At 31.7% G+C, this 20,218-nt stretch carries 22 protein-coding genes, 1 tRNA gene and 1 pseudogene; 9 read left to right on the forward strand and 15 right to left on the reverse strand.

Annotation, left to right across the window (positions count from 1 at the left end):
- Window positions 1-12: 12 nt before the first annotated feature.
- From SAR11G3_RS03260 to SAR11G3_RS03275, 4 genes are read right to left on the reverse strand one after another with little or no spacing between them, the layout of a single operon-like run.
- Complete coding sequence (locus SAR11G3_RS03260; protein ID WP_013695338.1) at window positions 13-300, reverse strand: AtpZ/AtpI family protein; 288 nt, start codon at window positions 298-300, stop codon at window positions 13-15.
- Between the two features lie 8 nt (window positions 301-308).
- Window positions 309-2,954, reverse strand: coding sequence for a chromosome segregation SMC family protein (locus SAR11G3_RS03265; protein WP_013695339.1), 2,646 nt, complete (start codon window positions 2,952-2,954; stop codon window positions 309-311).
- A gap of 4 nt (window positions 2,955-2,958) precedes the next feature.
- Window positions 2,959-3,561: a thioredoxin domain-containing protein gene (locus SAR11G3_RS03270; RefSeq protein WP_041862350.1), complete on the reverse strand. Its 603-nt coding sequence runs from the start codon at window positions 3,559-3,561 to the stop codon at window positions 2,959-2,961.
- Window positions 3,536-4,000, reverse strand: coding sequence for a DciA family protein (locus tag SAR11G3_RS03275; RefSeq protein WP_013695342.1), 465 nt, complete (start codon window positions 3,998-4,000; stop codon window positions 3,536-3,538). The genes SAR11G3_RS03270 and SAR11G3_RS03275 overlap by 26 nt, the downstream gene beginning before the upstream one ends.
- 2 nt (window positions 4,001-4,002) lie before the next feature.
- Here SAR11G3_RS03275 and SAR11G3_RS03280 point away from each other — a divergent pair, with 2 nt between their 5' ends.
- Both SAR11G3_RS03280 and SAR11G3_RS03285 read left to right on the forward strand, forming a co-directional pair.
- Window positions 4,003-5,040, forward strand: coding sequence for an A/G-specific adenine glycosylase (locus tag SAR11G3_RS03280; protein WP_013695343.1), 1,038 nt, complete (start codon window positions 4,003-4,005; stop codon window positions 5,038-5,040).
- Window positions 5,030-6,175: an FAD-dependent monooxygenase gene (locus tag SAR11G3_RS03285; RefSeq protein WP_013695344.1), complete on the forward strand. Its 1,146-nt coding sequence runs from the start codon at window positions 5,030-5,032 to the stop codon at window positions 6,173-6,175. The genes SAR11G3_RS03280 and SAR11G3_RS03285 overlap by 11 nt, the downstream gene beginning before the upstream one ends.
- Here the strand turns inward: SAR11G3_RS03285 and SAR11G3_RS07890 are convergent.
- From SAR11G3_RS07890 to SAR11G3_RS03300, 3 genes and pseudogenes are all read right to left on the reverse strand, one after another.
- Window positions 6,165-7,249 (reverse strand): annotated as a pseudogene (locus SAR11G3_RS07890) (site-specific DNA-methyltransferase). The gene SAR11G3_RS03285 and the pseudogene SAR11G3_RS07890 overlap by 11 nt on opposite strands.
- A gap of 74 nt (window positions 7,250-7,323) precedes the next feature.
- The gene (locus SAR11G3_RS03295; RefSeq protein ID WP_013695346.1) at window positions 7,324-7,923 is read right to left on the reverse strand and encodes a ribonuclease HII; all 600 of its coding nucleotides are present in this window, start codon (window positions 7,921-7,923) and stop codon (window positions 7,324-7,326) included.
- A complete protein-coding gene (locus SAR11G3_RS03300) occupies window positions 7,916-8,599 on the reverse strand; it encodes a uracil-DNA glycosylase (protein WP_013695347.1) in 684 nt (227 codons plus the stop codon). Before SAR11G3_RS03300 ends, SAR11G3_RS03295 begins: the two co-directional genes overlap by 8 nt.
- Window positions 8,600-8,741: 142 nt before the next feature.
- Here SAR11G3_RS03300 and SAR11G3_RS03305 point away from each other — a divergent pair, with 142 nt between their 5' ends.
- The 4 genes from SAR11G3_RS03305 (at window position 8,742) to SAR11G3_RS07155 (ending at window position 12,021) form a co-directional block, all read left to right on the forward strand.
- The gene (locus tag SAR11G3_RS03305) at window positions 8,742-10,307 is read left to right on the forward strand and encodes a tetratricopeptide repeat protein (RefSeq protein WP_013695348.1); all 1,566 of its coding nucleotides are present in this window, start codon (window positions 8,742-8,744) and stop codon (window positions 10,305-10,307) included.
- A complete protein-coding gene (locus tag SAR11G3_RS03310; RefSeq protein WP_013695349.1) occupies window positions 10,294-11,172 on the forward strand; it encodes a 4-(cytidine 5'-diphospho)-2-C-methyl-D-erythritol kinase in 879 nt (292 codons plus the stop codon). The genes SAR11G3_RS03305 and SAR11G3_RS03310 overlap by 14 nt, the downstream gene beginning before the upstream one ends.
- 10 nt (window positions 11,173-11,182) lie before the next feature.
- Window positions 11,183-11,256, forward strand: a tRNA-Gln gene (locus SAR11G3_RS03315).
- Window positions 11,257-11,262: 6 nt separating this feature from the next.
- A complete protein-coding gene (locus SAR11G3_RS07155) occupies window positions 11,263-12,021 on the forward strand; it encodes a CCA tRNA nucleotidyltransferase (RefSeq protein ID WP_013695350.1) in 759 nt (252 codons plus the stop codon).
- A gap of 27 nt (window positions 12,022-12,048) precedes the next feature.
- Here SAR11G3_RS07155 and greA read toward each other — a convergent pair whose 3' ends face one another.
- Genes greA through SAR11G3_RS03335 form a run of 3 tightly spaced genes read right to left on the reverse strand, consistent with a single transcriptional unit; the run spans window position 12,049 to window position 13,826 of the window.
- Window positions 12,049-12,525 (reverse strand): transcription elongation factor GreA, encoded by a 477-nt coding sequence (greA, locus tag SAR11G3_RS03325; RefSeq protein ID WP_013695351.1) that lies wholly within the window; start codon window positions 12,523-12,525, stop codon window positions 12,049-12,051.
- 12 nt (window positions 12,526-12,537) lie between these two features.
- Window positions 12,538-13,377: an oxygen-dependent coproporphyrinogen oxidase gene (hemF, locus tag SAR11G3_RS03330; RefSeq protein ID WP_013695352.1), complete on the reverse strand. Its 840-nt coding sequence runs from the start codon at window positions 13,375-13,377 to the stop codon at window positions 12,538-12,540.
- Between the two features lie 2 nt (window positions 13,378-13,379).
- Window positions 13,380-13,826, reverse strand: coding sequence for a tRNA (cytidine(34)-2'-O)-methyltransferase (locus SAR11G3_RS03335; RefSeq protein WP_013695353.1), 447 nt, complete (start codon window positions 13,824-13,826; stop codon window positions 13,380-13,382).
- 81 nt (window positions 13,827-13,907) lie between these two features.
- On the opposite strand from SAR11G3_RS03335, the gene petA reads away from it, so the two are divergent.
- From petA to SAR11G3_RS03350, 3 genes are read left to right on the forward strand one after another with little or no spacing between them, the layout of a single operon-like run.
- The gene (gene petA / locus SAR11G3_RS03340) at window positions 13,908-14,429 is read left to right on the forward strand and encodes a ubiquinol-cytochrome c reductase iron-sulfur subunit (protein ID WP_013695354.1); all 522 of its coding nucleotides are present in this window, start codon (window positions 13,908-13,910) and stop codon (window positions 14,427-14,429) included.
- Between the two features lie 10 nt (window positions 14,430-14,439).
- Window positions 14,440-15,738 (forward strand): cytochrome b, encoded by a 1,299-nt coding sequence (locus tag SAR11G3_RS03345; RefSeq protein ID WP_013695355.1) that lies wholly within the window; start codon window positions 14,440-14,442, stop codon window positions 15,736-15,738.
- A 3-nt stretch (window positions 15,739-15,741) separates the two neighbouring features.
- Complete coding sequence (locus tag SAR11G3_RS03350) at window positions 15,742-16,536, forward strand: cytochrome c1 (RefSeq protein ID WP_013695356.1); 795 nt, start codon at window positions 15,742-15,744, stop codon at window positions 16,534-16,536.
- Here SAR11G3_RS03350 and ychF read toward each other — a convergent pair.
- The 5 genes from ychF to SAR11G3_RS07680 all read right to left on the reverse strand — a co-directional run bounded on the left by ychF (window position 16,513) and on the right by SAR11G3_RS07680 (window position 20,201).
- Entirely contained in the window at window positions 16,513-17,589 is a 1,077-nt protein-coding gene (gene ychF / locus SAR11G3_RS03355) for a redox-regulated ATPase YchF (protein WP_041862352.1), read from the reverse strand. The two genes, SAR11G3_RS03350 and ychF, sit on opposite strands and share 24 nt — an antisense overlap.
- Window positions 17,589-18,146 (reverse strand): aminoacyl-tRNA hydrolase, encoded by a 558-nt coding sequence (pth, locus tag SAR11G3_RS03360; protein ID WP_013695358.1) that lies wholly within the window; start codon window positions 18,144-18,146, stop codon window positions 17,589-17,591. The genes ychF and pth overlap by 1 nt, the downstream gene beginning before the upstream one ends.
- A 3-nt stretch (window positions 18,147-18,149) precedes the next feature.
- Window positions 18,150-18,863, reverse strand: a complete 714-nt coding sequence (locus tag SAR11G3_RS03365) for a 50S ribosomal protein L25/general stress protein Ctc (protein ID WP_013695359.1) — start codon at window positions 18,861-18,863, stop codon at window positions 18,150-18,152.
- 69 nt (window positions 18,864-18,932) lie between these two features.
- Entirely contained in the window at window positions 18,933-19,862 is a 930-nt protein-coding gene (locus SAR11G3_RS03370) for a ribose-phosphate pyrophosphokinase (RefSeq protein WP_013695360.1), read from the reverse strand.
- Window positions 19,863-19,895: 33 nt separating this feature from the next.
- Entirely contained in the window at window positions 19,896-20,201 is a 306-nt protein-coding gene (locus SAR11G3_RS07680; RefSeq protein WP_013695361.1) for a laccase domain-containing protein, read from the reverse strand.
- Between the last annotated feature and the right edge of the window lie 17 nt (window positions 20,202-20,218).

A 20,218-nucleotide genomic window follows, 5' to 3' on the forward strand; every position in this document is an offset into this window, starting at 1 on the left:
AATATAAAAAATTTACTCTTTATTAATCATTTTAGAAGTTCGTACAACATTTAAAATTCCAGTAACTGCACCTAGAAAAAAAAGAAAAATTAAGAAAAATGGCTCTGTTTCTAGCCATTTGTCCAAGTAATAACCAATCAAACTTGCGACAAAAACAGCAGCAACCATTTCACTACTTAATTTCATTGCCATACCAAGAGAAGAGTTGGAGGATGGCTCAGATTCAACTTTTCTTGTTTTTTCGCTCAAGTCTTTAATTTTTGAATCTAACTCTTTGATGTCTTTCATCTTAAAAGCCATTGAATGGCCTAAGCTACCATTCCTTCTGCTTTTTCAAGATCCACAGCTACTAATTGGCTTACGCCTCTTTCAGCCATAGTAACACCGTACAATCTATTCATCCTAGACATTGTAAGAGCGTGGTGAGTGATTACTACAAACTTTGTATCAGTAACACTTGATAGCTCATCTAGAAGAGAACAGAATCTAGTTACGTTTGCATCATCCAATGGAGCATCTACCTCATCTAAAATACAAATTGGAGAAGGGTTAATTAAAAAAACAGCAAATATTAAAGCCATTGCAGTAAGTGCTTGCTCACCTCCAGAAAGCAAGGTGATAGACTGTAGTTTTTTACCAGGAGGGCTCACAAGCAATTCCAACCCAGCTTCTAAAGGATCGTCAGATTCTATCAATTCTAATCTTGCATTTCCTCCGGCAAAAAGCTTTGTATACACATCATTAAATTTTCTACTTACTTTTTCAAAAGCATCTAACAATCTTTCTCTTCCTTTTTCATTTAAGTCATTAATAGAGCTTTTGAGTTTTTGAATACCTTGAACTAAATCTTTTCGGTCGTTCATCATTCTATCTATTTGATCTTGTAGTTCTTGTGTCTCATTGTCAGCTCTTAGATTAACAGCACCCATCCTTTCTCTTCGATCTTTTAACTTTTGAATTTGATTCTCAATTTCGCTAGTTTTGACTTTCTCATCGACATCAATCTCCGCAAAAGTAGACAGTTCTGCAATTGGGTGTTTAAAATCAGTTAAAGATTTTAGCTCTATTTCTTTTTTCTTTTCCTTAAGCCCCTCAATAATTGTTTGAGCTCTAACTTTTCTTTCCGTAATTCCTAGGACAGTAGTATTGATATCATATAACTTTTGATTAATAGATTGAACAGAATCTTCTTTAGAAATCAGCTTTTCATTTATTTGTAGAACATCTTCTTCAATGTTTTTAATATTCTGAACGTAGGTACCTTTTTTTTCAGCAATACTTCCTGGCTTTGCCTCTTCCTGACTTAAGGCATTTTCATTTTCTTTAAATCGTTCATTTAATTCTAAAAATTTTTTTTCAGAGTTTTCTTTTAGGTCAATCCAGTTTTTTATTTCACTTTCAATAATGCTTAGTCGTTCTTTTCTTTTTGTTACCTCTTGCTTAATAGATTCGTATTTACTTAATCTAGAAGCATACTTTTCCTGCAGCTCAGAAATAGTTTTTATTTTTTCAATAAATTCATTTTTAAGAGCATTTGTTGTGTCTGAATTTAAGTTAGCTTGTGGAGCTGCTGCCTCAAGATCAAAATTAATTTTATCTGCCAAATCTTCCATTTTTATAAATTCATTTTGAATTTCATCAATACGATTTTTTATCGCCCCAGAATCTAACTCGTCATTTTCTCCTGATAGCTTTTTCAATCTTAGGGCCACCTCTTTAATGGAAGAGGAAAGTTGATCTGTTTTGTTTTTAATAAGGTTAAAATCAAACCCACCAATTTGGGAAAAAATTTTATCTGACAGCTTGTTTAAAAGATCTTGCTCTTGGTTAAGTTCTTTTAAAGATTCTTGATAGGAGTTATTTGCTTTTTCCTCTATTTCAGAAGAATTTTGATTTATCTCCAAGATGTCATTTTTCTCAGCCGACAATCTTTTTTCATTAGAGGTCGCGTCATTTACAATTTGTTTTTCTCTATCAATATCAATATTAATCTGCTTAATTTCTTTCTTAATTTTCTCTATTTCATTTTTAGCCCTATTTTCCTCTTCACTAATTTGTTCAAACTCTAAATTTAGTCTTTGAAGTTTTGAATTAAGTTCAGCATTTTCATCTCGCAGAGGCTTAATTTCTTTACCCTCTTCTTTAAGGGCATTTTCATTAAAGTTTTTATCAATATTAACAGCACTGATTTCATCTTCTACTTCACTAAGCTCTTCTTGTGCTCCAAGAATTGAACCCTCAATTTCTTGAGACTGAAAGTAAACTAATTTTGCTTCCAGACTTCGAATATTATTGGACATATCCTTATATTTGGTAGCCTCCTCAGCTTGTTTTAATAAGTTCTTAAGCTGGTTTTCAATTTGCTTCATAATGTCATCAGCTTTTTTTAAATTATTTTCTGCTGCAGTAAGCCTAAGCTCTGCTTCATGCCTTCTGACATGCAGACCGCCGATTCCAGCAGCTTCCTCTAAAATTGCTCTTCGATCTGTTGGCTTTGCTGTAACCAAGGAGCCAACTCTTCCTTGACTAACCATGGAAGGAGAGTGGGGCCCTGTTGAAAGATCTGCAAAAAGAATTTGCACGTCTTTTGCCCTAACCTCTCTTCCGTTCAAAAAATATTTTGAACCCTTGTCTTTTTCTATTTTTCTCCTAACCTCAATTTCGGGCATATCTTTAAATTGAGGAAGTCTATTGTCATTTTCTAGTTTTAAAGCTACTTCACTCAAGTTTTTAGATGGCCTAGAAGTAGTTCCAGAGAAGATGACATCTTCCATGCCAGAACCCCGCAAACTTTTTGCGGAAGTTTCTCCCATGCACCACCTTAAAGCCTCAACTATATTTGATTTTCCACAACCATTTGGTCCTACTATTCCGGTTAGACCATCCTCAAAGTAAAAAGAAGTTTTATCCGCAAAAGACTTAAAACCTACCACCTCGAGCTGTTTAAATTTCATCTTTTTATTTTATTTTATTTATATATTTGGAAATATCTTTAACAGAGAAATTTCCAGTGTATTTTTTATTATTAATTATAATAGTTGGAGTTGAATCAATGTCGTGAAGATTTTTTGCTTCAATTCGACTTTTTAAAACCATTTCCTCATTATCTTTATTGGCCAAACAAGAATCAAATTGCTTGTCGTCAATTCCAAAACTAGAAGCAATTTTTTTTATTTTCAGATTAACTTCATCGATGTTATTACCGCGCATCCATTCTGATTGCTTAGAATAAATATCATCATGAAATTTAAGCACGCTATCAGTTGCAATGCATTTTGATATTTTGGCGGCATTTAAAGCAGCAATATCTAGTGGAAAATCTTTCAAAATAACTTTGGCTTTTCCATTCTTAGTAAAATTATCAATGATACCCGGAAGAACCTCTAAATGTACTTTTGCACAATGCGGGCATGTCATTGATGCAAATATTTCAATTGTTATATTCGCATTTCTTTCCCCAATTACATGACCCGAATCTTGTTTCGCTAATACGGGATTTGAAAAGGCAAACAAAACCAATGCAATTTTGAGTAATTTATTTATCATTTTTAAAAAATTCATTAAACGCATTTTGAAGTTTTTCATTTTTTATTAATTTTATTTTTTTTGACAATTCTTCATTTAAGATAGGGGCTTTGTTTACAGTATCATTTTTTGCTTTACTAACCTTAAAAGAGTTAATAATTACCTTGTTAATAAAGCTATAGCCAAAATATGAATTAGTTTTTTCAACAATATAGTCTCTAGAATAGTCAATTTCGATAATATGCTCTTTTGGAACGTTTAAAAATAAGACCTTTTCATTGTTTATAGAACTTTGCTTTAATTTATCAGGCTTGCAAAGCAGGGCTATTTCATTGCCAACAATGGTATTCCATTTTGACTTAAGATCATCAAAAGAATTTTGGTGAGAAGAAATTAATTTACGAACATCTTTTGGAAGAAGCGATTTGATTGGCTTTAATCCTTGATATACTTTGTATTGATTAAATTTATTCATGAATGGATATGGGCCAAACAATATCAAAAAAAATTATCACTTGGTATAAAAAACACCAAAGAAGCCTACCTTGGAGAAGCTATACTAGCAGTTCAGATAGGGATTATAAGGTGTTGTTGAGCGAGTTTATGCTTCAACAAACCAAAGTATCCACAGTCGTACCCTATTTTAATAAGTTCTATAAAAAATTTAGAACTATTAGGGCTCTTTCAAAATCTCGTATTACGAGTGTGCTGAAGTTATGGGAGGGCCTTGGTTATTATCGTAGAGCGAGAAATTTACACCAAACTGCAAAATTAGTGCTCCAAAAACATAATGGCAAGCTGCCAGATTCTTTTTTAGATCTAAAGAATTTGCCAGGGATAGGGGATTACACAGCGTCCGCTATTCTTTCAATAGCAAAAGACCAACCTTTTATTGGAATAGATGGGAATGTAAAAAGGGTTATTTCTAGAGTTTTTAATTTGAAGCACAATAAAAAATTGCTTCTTAGTATTGAAAAAAAATTAAACTCAATGAAGGTAAAAAAGGGTTCTAGTGAATTAATGCAAGGAATTATGGAGTTGGGCGCATTATTGTGTCTTCCTATAAGACCAGGTTGCACAAAATGTCCAATTAAATCACATTGCATATCTTTTAAAAAAAATACATTTAAGGATCGGGCTAAAAAAAAATCTTATCAAATAAAATATTTTAATGCTTTTTTTATTACCAAAAACAACAAAATTTTATTTTCATTCAATAAAAAATTTAATTTTCTTCAAGGACTTGTGAACTTACCCTTGGTGGAAGTTGCTACCAACAAGCATAATGTTACTATAAATAAAGTTTTTAAAAAAGCCCTGATCGGCTCATCATCGGTACCTTTGGTGAAGTATAAAATGTCTAATTTTTTAATGCATATAAAAGTTATTTCATTGAGTAATGTTATTTTTAATAAAACAAAGTATTTTTGGTTGGGGCAGAAAGATATTAAAAAATTTACTATTTCCACTTTAGCTAAAAAACTTTTACAAGTATCTAGCAATCATGAAAAATAAAATTACAATTGGAATTATTGGTGGAGGAATTGGAGGATTAGTTTTTGCTAACTTTTTAAAAGATAGCAGTAAATTTAAAATAAAAATTTTCGAAAAAAAAGAATTCATCATCAGGCCTGTAACAGGCATTCAGATTTCTAATAATGCAAGAAGAATTTTGAATAAAATTAACTTCAACCAGATAGATGCAGGGCAGTTCAGCGAAGTGCACAAAGTAAATATTTTTCAGTATGAAAACAAAAACAAAATTGCTGAACTAAATATAAACTATTTTAACAACGATAAAGAAGAATATGTTTCCCTGGATAGAAACTATCTAATTACTTTTTTATTAAGTGAGTTGAAGGAAAAAATAGAAGTATGTTATGAAGAGGTTATTTCAATACAAAACAATACAATTCATTGTGCAAATAAATTAGATGAAAAGTTTGATGTTATCATAGTTGCGGATGGTATTTTTTCAAAATTTGGAAATAAGGTATGGGAGAGCTCATTAAAAAAAATAAATGCACTAGCTTATCGTGGCGTTATTAAGGGGTACGACTCAGGCAGAACTACAAATGTTGATCTTTTTTTAGGAAACAATAAGCATTTTGTTTTTTATCCTATTAACAAAAGTGGTGATTTTAGTTTTACTTCAATATTTGCAAGTAATTCCAATTCTTTATCTGCTGATTACAGCTCCGCTTCTAGTTCGGAAGAGCTTTTGAGCATCTCTAACAATGCAAATGACGAAATAAAGAAAATAATTTCTTCTGCAAGTAATGTTTATAAATGGCCCATTTACCATCGTCCAACCATTAACTTCGGACAAGACCAGGTTTTTATAATAGGGGATGCCTCTCATGCTATGCCTCCCTTTCAAGCGCAGGGTGCAGCCCAAGCTATAGAAGACTCTTTTTGCCTTGCTCAAATGTTTGAAAAAAACATTTTAAACATTAGCCATTTTAAATCTATTAGAGCTAGCAGGGTAGAAATGATTTCATCCAAATCCTACAGAAATTTATTTATTTATCACTTAAGCAATTCTTTTTTAAAGACAGTGAGAAATATTTTAATTAAAATTATTTGCAAGTACCCAATGTTAAGTAAATTTTATTTTGGAAAAATTTATAATTACAAATTTAAAAATTAGCTTTTGATCTAATTTTCTGTCTCAATAAATCGATTGGTTGAAGCTTTCCTTCAATATTAAAATGCCAGTAAGACCAGCCGTTACATGATGGTGCGCCTTCCAATTCTGCCCCCACTTTATGAATGGAACCAGTAATATTTTTACAGCCGATGCTTCCATCGGCCATAACTTTTGCTGTGTATTTTTTTTGTTATCATAGAGACTAATACCAGGTTCTATAATTCCACTTTCAACTAGCATTCCAAAAGGAATTCTTTTTTCGTTCCGCTTTTTTTGAATTGTTTTTAGGTACTCATCTTCTATAGGTCTAATTTTATCAATTCTTTTTTTAGCTACTTCAATGTATTTTTTTTCTTTTTCTATTCCTAAAAAATTTCTTCCCAATTTCTTCGCTACAGCGCCTGTAGTTCCAGTGCCAAAAAAAGGATCTAAAATTAAATCATCTTTATTTGTTGTGGAGAGTATTACACGGTAGAGCAATGCTTCAGGTTTTTGAGTACTATGTGCTTTAGTTCCGTTTTTTTTACACCTTTCATTTCCACTGCATATAGCCAATTCCCAATCAGAACGAAGTTGCTTATCGTCATTAAAACATTTTAAAGAATTGTAATTAAAAGTATATTTTGACTTTTGTTCTTTTGCTGCCCAAATTAATGTTTCATGGGCATTAGTAAAACGTGTTCCTTTAAAATTTGGCATTGGGTTTCTTTTATTCCAAACTACATCATTTAAAATCCAAAAGTTTAAATCCTGAATTTCTTTCCCCACCCTAAAAATATTATGATAACTTCCTATGACCCAGATAGTTCCATTTTTTTTTAATACTCTTCTGCATTCTCTTAGCCACTGATTGGTAAATAGGTCGTAAGCTTTGAAGGATGAAAACTGATCCCATTGATCGTCCACAGCATCTACTTTGCTGTTATCAGGTCTTTCAAGGCTTTTATCTAACTGGAGATTGTACGGAGGGTCTGCAAAAACTAAATCAAAAGTTTCATCTGGAATTTTTTTGAGGATTTCAATAGAATTTCCTTGAAGAATCTTGTTTTTGTATGGATTTTTAGAGTTTTTCATATTCAACTATAAGTAGAATAGACTCCAAAGTCCAAATAAAGTCAATTTGCTAATGGGTACAATTAGTGTCTTTTTTATTTATTTAACAACATCTTGTGGACAGGTGCAAAATTTTTTCTATGAAGTGGTGTAAGACCAAATTTTTTCATGGCCCCCATGTGTTCTGAAGTTCCGTATCCTGAGTTTTTTTCCCATCCATACCCTTTGTATTTTTTTGCAAGAATGCACATATAGTTATCTCTGAGCACTTTTGCCAAAATTGATGCTGCTGCAATAGATGGAAATTGCTCATCTCCTTTTACAAATGTTAGAATTTTTTTATTTTTCTTATCAAAGCTATGAATACCATCTACCAATATAGTTGATTTCAATGTACCCAAACTAGTCACAGCTCTTTTCATTGCCGTTAAAGATGCTTGTAAAATGTTATATTTTTCAATTTCTTCAACACTAGAAAACCCTATCGCAAATTTTGAATGATTTATTATTTTAAAAAATACATTATTTCTTTTTTTCTTTGAAATTTTTTTTGAATCGTTAATTTCTTTTAAGCAAATATCTGGGTTAAGTATTACAGCTGCGGCAACCACAGGACCAGCCAATGGACCTCTCCCAACTTCATCTACTCCTATAATATTGTTAGAAATTTGAAGCTCTCTTTTAAAATTAAGCATTATTTAATTTTTTTTGAAGCTTCTGCAAATCTTCCCAGGATTTTTTCTTTTGACTTGGTTGTTTAAGTAAAAAAGTAGGATGAAACGAAGGAATGATGTTAATAGAATTATTTGCAGCAGAGTAAGAAAGCCACTGGCCACGATTTTTTGCAATAGAATACTCTTCTCCAAATAAAGTTTGTAGAGCGAATGAGCCAAGCAACAATATCGTTCCAGGGTTAATGGTAGAAATATGCTCATGTACAATTTTTCTCAAAAGAGAATTATATTTTTTTATATTTTTACCTTCTTCTTTTGTTAAGTAAAAAGGAATGATATTTGCTAAATATACTTGACTGGAATCAATAGAAATTGCACCTAACATTTTTGTAAGAAGTTCTCCAGAATCGTCAGAAAATAATTCATTATTATCTATATCTTTCTGGCTAGGCATGTCCCCCAAAACCATGATTTTAGATTTGTAATTTTTATTTGATAAAATAATTTTTTTATTAGTTCCAGTAACTTTATTAGAAAGCTTTTTATTTTTGAGTAGAAGGCTTTCAATTACCTCCTCTTTTGATAGGTTTTGATTGGTTGTATTTTTTTTATAAATTATACTGTCATACAGTCCTGTTGAGTGGTAATATTCTTTAACACTTTCGTTAGAGTAGTTTTTTGAATTTTTGGTAGACATGACTTATAGATTAAATAATTTATTCATATTTTTAATAATTTGTATTGTATTTAACCCTACTTCTCTTAATGCATCAATATATTCTGCTACAAGTGGGTATATAACGAATGATAAAATTTCGTCCTACTTAAAAGGATCGATAATGCTAAATAGTGACAAATTTAGCGAGGCTAATAAACACTTTTCTAAAGCTCAATCACTTTCTGCAGTGCATGCAGACTATAATTCACAATACATCTTTTCTCTGGTTGCTGATGGAAAAATAGACAGCGCCAATAAATTGATTGCTAGACTCGATCCTTCTCAAAAAGAAACTTTTTTATTTCAATTTATAGAAGGTGTTCATTTAATTAATAATAGAAATTATTTTCTCGCTAAAAAAAAATTTAAATCAATTAAAACAAATAATGTTTTATTTAAAGAGCTGAAGAACTATGTCCAGTTATGGCTTAATGTGTCACTATCCAATGAAACTGATCAAGAAAAAAAAATTAATAGTTTTGAGACATCATTTCCAAATATAAAGCTAATTCAAAGCTTACTTCTGTATGGGCATGTTCAAAACAATGACTTGTATTTAAAAGCAAGTAAAGAAATTCTAAGCAAAAACCAGTTAGGCCGTTATCATTTTTTTCATGTCATTTATCTTGTAGAAAAAAATAAAATTGATGAAGCTAAGCGAGTAATTGAAAATCAATTAAAAATTAATCCCAATAATTTATTAACCAAGCAGAGTTATATGGCCTTAACAGACAACAATTTGTCTTTTTTCAAAGGTTTTTATGAATCGGTAAATATTAACCATGGAATTTCTGAACTTTTGTATTTATTTTCAAATTTATTTCAACAGCAGGATCGAACAAACCTGTCTAAATTATTTTTTTCTTTATCTAATTATTTAAACCCATCTTTTATTTCAAACAAATTGTTAATTTTTGAAAATCAGCTTATTTCAAAGCAGAGCTTAGGCTTTGATGAAAAGCTTTCTCAAAGCATTTCTAATTTGGGTGGAGAATTTTATTGGTATGTAAATTTTAATAAATTATCCTTTGATAAGAACAATTTGACAGAAAAAAATGAGCCTGTACTTAAAAATTTAATAAAATACTTGTCTGAAAATAAGTACTTTCATTTTTCTAAGTTAATGAATATGGGAGACTACTACCGATCAATCAAGGATTATAACCAAGCCATTAGTTATTACGATCAAGCAGAAAAGTATGCAAGTCAAAAAGATTTGGATTGGAGGTTTTATTACTCAAGAGGTATTTGCAAGGAACGCTTGAAGCAATGGTCTCTTGCAGATAAGGATTTTATCTTAGCTTTAAAGCAGTCACCAAAAGAATATCGTGTAATGAATTATATGGCATACAGCTGGCTGGAAAGAGGTATTTATTATAACAAGGCGCTTCAACTATTAGAAGAAGCTGTTGATGTAAGTAAATGGGAGCATGGATATGTAATAGACTCTTTGGGTTGGGCTCATTATTTACTAAATAATTTTGAAAAAGCAGAGTCGTTATTGGAATTGGCTTATACGAAAGCCCCCAATGAAGCCGAAGTTTATGATCATTATGGAGATGTACTCTGGAAGAATAATAAAAAAATACAAGCAAAGTATGTCTGGAGCAATGCCCTTAAATTGCAGTCTCTTGAAAAAGACAGAAAGGTTAAAATAAAAGAAAAAATATTAAATGGCATTAATTAAAAAAACCACACTAAAATCTCCTGCTAAAATAAATCTTCATCTCAGAGTTCTTAAAAAAGTGCCAAATAAATACCATTTAATTGAAAGCCTTATTTCATTGATTGGTCTATATGACGAAATTACTATTAACGAAACCTTGGCTAAAAAAACAAAAATAACTTTTTTGGGAAAATTTTCTAAAACAATAACTTCACATGATAATTCAATAGTTACCGCCTTATCATCATTGCAAAATATTAATGAAAAAATAAGAAATAAAAATTTTATTATTAAGGTGAAAAAAAATATTCCCGTAGGATCTGGACTGGGCGGGGGGTCGTCCAATGCTGTTACTGTACTATTATTTCTGATAAAAAAATTTAATTTAAATGTTAAAAAAAAAAATTTATTAGAAATTCTAAATAAAATAGGATTCGATTCTAGTATATTTTTAAATAAATATCCTAAATTTATTTCACATTATGGTGAGAGAATAAATATTTTTAAACACAAATTTAGGTTGAACGTTTTATTGATCTATCCAAATAAACCTAATTTTACAAAAATTATTTATCAAAAAAATAAATCATTTAGCAAAACATTTAGTATTAAAAAAACTCAACAAACAATTAAAAAAAATATTCATGAATATTTTCATACTGCAAACAATGATCTTGTGCATACTGCCAAAAAAATTAATCCTAGAATAGGATATATAATTGAATATTTAAAAAAACAAAAAATATGTGATTTTGTGCAAATGACAGGTAGCGGGTCTTGTTGTTTTGCTATTTTCAAGAGTAAAAAAACCCTTTTAAAATGTGAAAAATTGGTTAAAACCCATTACAGAAGTTATTGGACAGCAAAGACGAAAACAATTACATAACTAGATATATTGGGGCTTAGCCAAGCGGTAAGGCAGCGGTTTTTGATACCGCCATCCCAGGTTCGATCCCTGGAGCCCCAGCCATTTTGTATGCTAAATATTATAAGCAACATTCCAGAAGCAGTTAAAATTTACAAACTCCTAAATCCATTGGGTAGCGAAGAAAATACTCCCACAAAGTTTGTCGGTGGATGTGTGCGCGATTTAATTTTAGGTCATAAAATAAAAGACATAGACTTAGCAACCAGTTTCCCACCTCAAAAAATTGTTAAGATATTAGAAAATGAAAACATTAAAATTAATATTAAAGCAATTAATTTTGGAGTTGTAACTGCCTATATTAATAATTATTTATTTGAAATTACGACTCTTAGAAAAGATTTCTTGCAGGATGGAAGATATGCTAAAATAGAATTTACCAAAGATTGGAAGCTGGATTCTCAACGAAGAGATTTCACAATAAATGCTATTTATTGTGAATTAAATACAAAAAGCAACGAAAGTTTCCAATTATTCGATCCACATAATGGGAAAGAAGATTTAATAAATGGTAAAATTAAATTTATAAAAAATGCCAAAACTAGTATTAATGAAGATTATGTCAGGGCCTTAAGATATTTGAGGTTTTTTTATTCCTACTCTAATTACGAACATGATCCTTATGTCTTGGAGCAGATTTTTGAAAATAAAAATAATATTAAAAATTTATCCCAAAATAGATTAAAAACTGAATTAAAAAAAATAATTATAATCAATCCAAAGTTAAAAATTGAAAAAAACTTACTGATTAAGGATTTTTTTTCATACATTTATCCAGACTTTAACAGCATTGCGAATTTAAATGGTTAAGAGTGGAATAAAAAATTCTCAAAATAATTAAATATATTTAACATCCAAAATTTCAAAGTTTTTCTCACCAGAAGGGGTTTCTATAACAACAAAATCTTCTTTATTTTTTCCTATAAAGCCACGACCAAGAGGAGACTTGTAATAGATTAGACCATTTTTTACATCGGCCTCATCTCTACCAACTATCTTGTAGGTATTTTTTTTATCACCATCTAAATCTTTGACTATGATTGTACTGGAAAAAATAACCTTATTATCATTTGGAATTTTTCTAATATCTATGACTTCAGCCATAGCAATCGAAGTTTCTAATTCTTGAATTCTTTTTTCATTTAAACCTTGCTCTTCTTTTGCAGCATGATACTCAGCATTTTCTTTTAAATCTCCGTGAGATCTTGCTTCTGAAATTGCCATAACTATTTTAGATCTAGTCGTGTGCTTTCTGTCATCAAGTTCAGACTTAATCTTTTCAAGTCCTTGTATGGTAATAGGTTCTTTTTCCATTGTATCTAATTATTACCACGAAGCTAGAGGCGGTAAAGACATAAATATAGCCTCAATGTTTCCACCCGTAGACAAACCAAATTTTGTGCCACGGTCGTGCAACAAATTAAATTCTGCGTATCTTGCTCTTTTTACAAGCTGTTTTTTCCTGTCTTTCTTTGTCCATTTTTGTTTCATTTTCTTTTTAATAATATTCTTGGCTATTTTTAAAAAAACCTCACCTACATCTTTTGTATATAGAAAATCTTTTTCCCAGTCAGAATTTAGATAATCGTAAAAAATTCCACCGTCACCTCTAGGCTCATTTCTGTGAGGTAAAAAAAAGTATTTGTCACAATTTAGTTTATGAAGTTTGTAATAATTCTTATTATGATTGGAGCACATTTTTTTTAATTCTTGATGAAAATATTTTTTTTGCTTATCGTCTTTTATGCATGGTGTAACATCCATACCTCCCCCAAACCATTCTTTAGATGTAATAATGTAACGAGTATTAAAATGTAAAGAAGGTATTTTGGGATTTTGAAAATGGGCAACAACCGAAATTCCCGACGCCCAAAATTTAGAACTTTTTTTAGTTCCTGGAATTCTGTTTTTAAAATTTTTATCAAAGCGACCATTAACTGCAGAAATATTAACACCCACTTTTTCAAAAATTTTTCCATTTCTGAGTATTGATATTTCCCCCCCACCCTCGGATTTGGTCTTAGATTTATTCCATTTAGACCTAGTAAATTTCACTTTCTTTTTTGAATTGTTATTTTCAAAATATTCAAAATCTTTGCAAATTAAATTTCTCAAGTCCCTAAACCATTTGGAGGTATTTTTTTTTCTTAAATGAATAGAGTTCATTTTTATAAATTAATTTGCCTTAAAGCTTCTGAGGCTACAATTGCAACAGATGACGCTATATTAAATGATCTTGTTTTTTTATTCATTTTTATTGTAAGTTTATTTTGAATACTATTATGTATTTCCTCTGGAACTCCAGCACTTTCTTTTCCAAAAACCAACGTATCGTTTTTTTTATATAAAAATTTTGTATAATTGCTATCAGATTTGGTTGTTAATAAAATTAACCTAGTATCCTTTTTTTTTGAAAAAAAATCATCATACGATTCATAAAATCGTAGGTTGCAAATATCCAAATAATCTAAATAAATTCTATCTAGTTTTTTTTTGTCAAAAAAATAGCCACACGGTTTTATAATTTCTAGATTGATATCAAAACAAGCGCAGATTCGGATGATCGCAGCAGTATTTTGTGGTATATCTGGTTGATAAAGAGCAATATTAATCATTATTTTTGTTATTATGCGTCATCGTGGCTGTAGAACTATATTGTTAATTTTTCATATATACATGAATTATACTATTTAAAAATGAGCAATAATAACAATAAAGATAAGTCTACAAGAAGAGATTTTTTAACAACTGTAACCGCAACTGTTGGGGCGGTGGGAGTAGGGGCTGCTGTGCTGCCTATTATATCTCAAATGAATCCGGACTCTTCTGTGAAGGCACTCGCCTCTATAGAAGTTGATATTTCAAATATACAAGAGGGTAAAGAAATAACAGTCCTTTGGAGAGGAAAGCCAGTATTTATTAAGAGAAGAACCAAAGAGGAAATTCAAAAAGCTGAACAAACAAGTATGAAGGATTTAATGGATCCTCAAGAAGATAAAGATAGAGTTAAAAAGTCAGAGTGGTTAGTTGTTGTTGGGGTGTGCACGCACCTTGGGTGTGTTCCTATTGGAGGCAAAGGAGAGTATGATGGATGGTTCTGTCCATGCCATGGATCGCATTACGATACCTCAGGAAGAATTAGAAAAGGCCCCGCTCCGACCAATTTAGAAATTCCTAAATACGAATTTGTTAGTAACAATAAGATAAAAATAGGTTAATACTTTTTTAATGAGCTCTGAAAAACCGAATCAACAATACAAGCCGGTTCATACGAACAAAGTTGGTGGTTCACCCTATACTGGTGTTACAGGCTGGATAGACAATAGACTTCCTATCATTAGAATGTTTAAACACGAATATTTAGATTTCCAAGTTCCAAAATCCTTGAGTTATTTTTGGAGTTTCGGTGGCATTCTAACGATTTGTTTAATACTTTTGATAGTGACGGGTTTAAGTTTGGGAATGCATTATAAGCCCGATGCAAAATATGCCTTTGATTCTGTAGAAAAGATAATGAGAGATGTAAATTTCGGATGGCTAATTCGTTATGCCCACATGAACCTAGCTTCCTTTGTCTTTATCGCTTTGTATCTTCATATTTTTAGAGGATTGTACTACGGATCTTATAAAGAGCCACGCCAGCTAATGTGGTTAATTGGAATTGTCATATTTTTTTTAATGATGGCGACAGCTTTTCTTGGATATACTTTGCCGTGGGGACAAATGAGTTATTGGGGGGCTACCGTTATAACAAACCTTTTCTCCGCAATTCCTCTGGTAGGTGAGTCAGTAGTCACGTGGTTATGGGGAGACTACTCTGTTGGAGACGCTGCATTAAATAGATTTTATGTGCTACATTGGTTAATCGCATTTTTAATAGTTGGTATAGTTGTCTTTCATGTAATTGCTCTTCACATTGTTGGTTCTAACAATCCATCAGGAATAGAACCGAAGGACACAAGAGATACCGTTTCTTTTTCTCCATTTACGACGAGCAAGGATCTAGTTGGAATGCTAGTGTTTTTATTAATATTTGTTGCAGTCATGATGTACGCACCAAATTATTTAGGCCATCCAGATAATTATATACCCGCCAATCCATTGGTGACTCCAGCCCACATTGTACCAGAATGGTATTTTCTACCTTTTTATGCAATTTTAAGAAGTATACCTGACAAGCTGATGGGAGTTATTGCGATGGTGAGTAGCATTGCAATACTAGGATTATTACCATGGTTAGATTTTAGCAAAGTTAGATCTAGTGTTTTTAGACCCATATGGAAACAGTGTGTATTTTTGTTTGTTCTAGATTTTTTTGTCCTTATGTATATTGGGGGAGCGCCAGCAGATGGAATTTATTTAGTTATAGGAAGAATAGGAACTGCTTTTTGGTTTGCATTCTTTTTAATATTAGCACCCCTTGTTTCCCTAATTGAAAAACCGTTGCCAATGCCAGACAGTATTCATGAGTTTGAAGAGTGGAAGAGGCAGGGAAAGATAAAGACTATTAAATTATTCAATAAATAGGTTATGAAATTATTTTACTTAAAATTTAAGTCAATTGCTTTTATTGCAATTTTCGTTTTAACTACAGATGTTTCTTTTTCTAAAGAATCTAACGTTCAGCTTTTAAAGCCTAACTGGTCGTTCGATGGTTTTTTTGGTAAATTTGATAGAGCTTCCCTTCAAAGAGGTTATCAAGTCTACAAAGAAGTCTGTGCCTCTTGTCACTCAATGAGTCTGTTGAGCTATAGAAATTTGGCAGAAGAAGGTGGTCCAGAGTTTACAGTAGAAGAGGTAAAAGCTGTTGCCTCACAATTTGAAGTTACAGACGGCCCAAACAATGATGGAGAAATGTTCCAAAGATCTGGAAAGCCATCTGATAGGTTCGTAAGTCCTTATCCTAATCAGAATGCTTCCCGAGCTGCTAATGGCGGCGCATATCCACCGGACATGTCTGTTTTAGTAAAAGCTAGACCAGGAGGGTCTGATTATATCTACTCTGTATTAATGGGCTATGAAGAAATAACTCCAGAAAATATCAAGCTAGAAGAGGGTGTGTATTATAATAAATACATGACAGGTAACAAAATACGAATGGCAAGCCCCTTAAGCGAGGGAGTTATTGAATATACTGATGGGACCAAAGCTAGCCAAGAACAAATGGCAAAAGATGTTGTTAGTTTTCTTACTTGGGCAGCCGAACCCCATTTGGAAGCAAGAAAAGAATTGGGATTTAAATCTGTAATTTATTTATTAATTTTAACTATTTTAGTATATTTAATTAAAAAGAAGATTTGGTTACGTATTGAACCTAAAGTGTAAAACATCTCCATCTTTGACCAAGTAGTCTTTTCCTTCAATTCTTAATTTACCTTTATCTCTAGCCCCAGATTCTCCTTTACATTGTATAAAGTCTTCATAGGCAATAGTTTCTACTTTAATAAAACCCTTTTTAAAATCGGTATGTATAACTTCAGCAGCATCAGGAGCTTTGCAGACAGTAGGAATGGTCCACGCACGAGTTTCTTCTGGTCCCGCAGTAAAATAGGTACTTAGGTCGAGAGCTTTATAGCTTGATCTAATTACTCGATCCAATCCTGTTTCTTGAATATTCAAATCTCTCATAAATTCTGATGCTTCCGAATCTCCAAGCTCCGTGATTTGCTGTTCAATCTCTGCAGATATATTCACAATCTGCTCTCCTTTAAAATGTTCTTCAATTAATTTTGTATATTGATTTCCACTTTCAATGCTTTCTTCTCCAGTGTTACAAACAATTATTTTTGGTTTTAGGGTTAAGATAGAAGCGCTATTAATAATTTTAGAGTCAAAATCATTCCTTAGGCTATAGGGATTTTTTCCGTCTTTTAGTAATGCATAAGCTTGTTCAAGCAATTTATTAAGATCTTCATTTTCAACAACGTTTTTATTTTTCTTTCCAATCCTTTTTTCTAAAGATTCTAAATCTGCCAACATTAATTCTGTTTCAATAATTTCAAAATCTCTAACAGGATCTACTGTTTTGTTAACATTTTGAATTTCATCTGATTCAAAGCAGCGTAGAAGATGAACTATGGCATCCACCTCTCTAATGTGAGATAAAAATTTGTTACCTAGGCCCTCGCCTTTAGAGGCGCCAGCTACTAACCCTGCAATATCAACAAAGGTAATAAGTGTTGGTATAGTTTTTTTAGAGATTGCAATTTTGCTTATTTTTTCAATACGCTCATCAGGGACAGAAACCACTCCAACATTTGGTTCTATTGTACAAAAAGGAAAGTTTGCAGCCTCTGCATTTTTTGATTTAGTAAGAGCATTAAACATGGTTGACTTACCAACATTTGGAAGACCTACGATGCCAACTTTAAAACTCATTAAATATTACTTTTGCTCGAAAAGTTATCTAGATCTCTTTCAATTAAGAGATGCACATTATCTAAAAGTTTTTGAACAGATATGTCAATAACTTCAGTTTCTTCATCAGTAAAATCGTTAAGAACATGACTATCCACTAATTTTTTTTCACCTGGATGTCCAATGCCCACTCTAATTCTATAAAAATTAGGACCTATGGCATCTTCAATAGATTTAATGCCATTGTGCCCACCACTCGAACCTCCAACTTTGCATCTTATTTTTCCAATTTCTAAATCTAAATCGTCATGAAATACAAAAACATTTTTTGGAATAATTTTGTAGTAATCTTGAATTTCTCGGATGCAGGTTCCTGAATTGTTCATAAAAGTTAATGGCTTTACTAAAATTAATTTTTGATTATTTATTTCACCATTTGTTAGCAGGCCTTTAAACTTTGGTTTTTGTTTAGAGAGATTGAATCTTTTGTTTAAGCTGTCTATAATTATAAAGCCAATATTGTGACGATTGTTTTTATGTTTGGGATCCGGATTTCCTAGACCTACAAATAAGAACATCTACTACTTCTTTTTGTCGGCAGGAGCTTTTGCTTTGTCTTCTTCTGGTTTTGCATCTTTATTTTCATCAGTACCTTCAGCCGCCGCTGCCTCACCTTCAGTCGCTGCCTCATCTGCTGCTGTTGCTCCTGGTTCAGGTTCTTTAACAACCGTAGGAGCGGCTACAGTTGCAATAGTGAAATCTCTATCTAAGATTGTTGGCTTTACATTTTCTGGTAGTTTGATGGATGAGATATGAATACTTTCATTAAGTTGTTTTTCCCCAAGATCGCAAACTAGTTCTGCAGGAATCTGATCTGCTGGACAATTTAATTCAACTTTTCTTCTTACTATATTTAGAACACCACCCATTTTTAAACCTGGGCAAATACTCTCATTTATAAATTTTACTGGTATCCAAACAACAACTTTTGTTCCAGCAGATATTTTTTGAAAATCTACATGAATAGGCTGATTGGTCAATTTATTAAATTCTATGTCCCTCGGCAAAACTTTGTATTCCTTACCAGCTACTTTAATGTCAATAACTGTGCTCATAAAGTTACCTATTTTTAATAACTTTTCTAAAGCATTTTTTTTAACCGCTAATTTAAAATTTGTTTCAACATCCCCATAAAGAACTCCAGGTACAAAGCCATCAATTCTTAGTTTTTTTATATCAGATTTTGTTTTTGTTTCTCTGATATTAGCTTCGAGACTGGTTAAATTGTTTTCCATAAGAAAACAGGTTGTATAACAATGGGGGAATAAACTCAAGATTTGTTTATTCAAATATTGTCTTTTATATTATTTAAATAACTTAGAAACAGACTTGGATTCAGATATTCTGTTGATAGCCTCTCCTAACAGTGAGGCAACACTTATAATCTTGATTTTAGAGCCCTTTGTTTTTTGCTTATTATCAATAGAATTTGTAACTACAAATTGCTTTATTTTTGATTTTTGTATTTTTTTAACCGCATCCCCACTTAAAACTGCATGAACAACATAGGCATATACTTCTTTTGCGCCCTTTTCCATCAGAGCCGCAGCTGCATTACAAATTGTACCTCCGCTATCGACAAGATCATCTATGATAATGCAAGTTTTGCCTTTTACTTCTCCTATGACATTCATAACTTGAGACTTTCCTGGTCCAGACCTTCTTTTATCTATAATTGCAAGTTCTGCATTCAGTCTTTTACCCAAAGCCCTTGCTCTCTCTACTCCTCCAACATCTGGAGCTACACACACTAGGCTTTTAGATTTAATATTTTTTTTAATATCTTTAACAAAAATAGGAGCCGCAAAAAGATTATCTACCGGGATATCAAAAAAACCTTGTATTTGATTTGCGTGAAGATCAAGAGTTAAAACTCTATTGGCTCCTGCATTTGTAATTAAGTTTGCAACAAGTTTTGCACTAATAGGTGATCGTGGTGTTACTTTTCGGTCTTGTCTTGCGTATCCAAAGTAGGGCAGGACAGCAGTTATGTTTTTTGCAGAAGCTCTTCTTAGCGCATCTATACAAACCAGCAGTTCCATGATGTTGTCATTCGCTGGATAAGAAGTTCCTTGAATCACAAACACTTCAGAACCTCTCATATTTTCATTGATTTCAATATAGACTTCTGAATCGGCAAACCTTCTAATATTAGTATTAACAAGTTTAGTCTTAAGGTGTTTTGAAATTTCTTTGCTTAAAATAGGGTTGTTAGTTCCTGATACAATTTTCATCAGATTTTTTTATACACTTATTGTTCAGCTCGTTCAATCAGATTTTGTGATTATGGATAAGTTTCTACCATAGTCCTTCTCTAATTTTGCAACAGATCTTCTGTGGCTAAAAAATAAAGATTTATTTGCGAAGGTATCCTTCATAATATGAGAAATATTTGATTTTGGTATTCTGGCTTTTAATATTTGGTCAATTATAAAAGATCTTAAATCAAAAAAAATTTTGTTTCTTTTGAAGGAAAAATGATCGTGGTATTTTTTGTTATTAGAAATAAATTTATTATAAAAATCTAACTTAACTTCATATTTCTCTTTAGAAATGCAAGGACCTACGCACACCCTAATATCTTTTGCTT

The organism is Candidatus Pelagibacter sp. IMCC9063 (genome assembly GCF_000195085.1).
GTDB lineage: Bacteria > Pseudomonadota > Alphaproteobacteria > Pelagibacterales > Pelagibacteraceae > IMCC9063.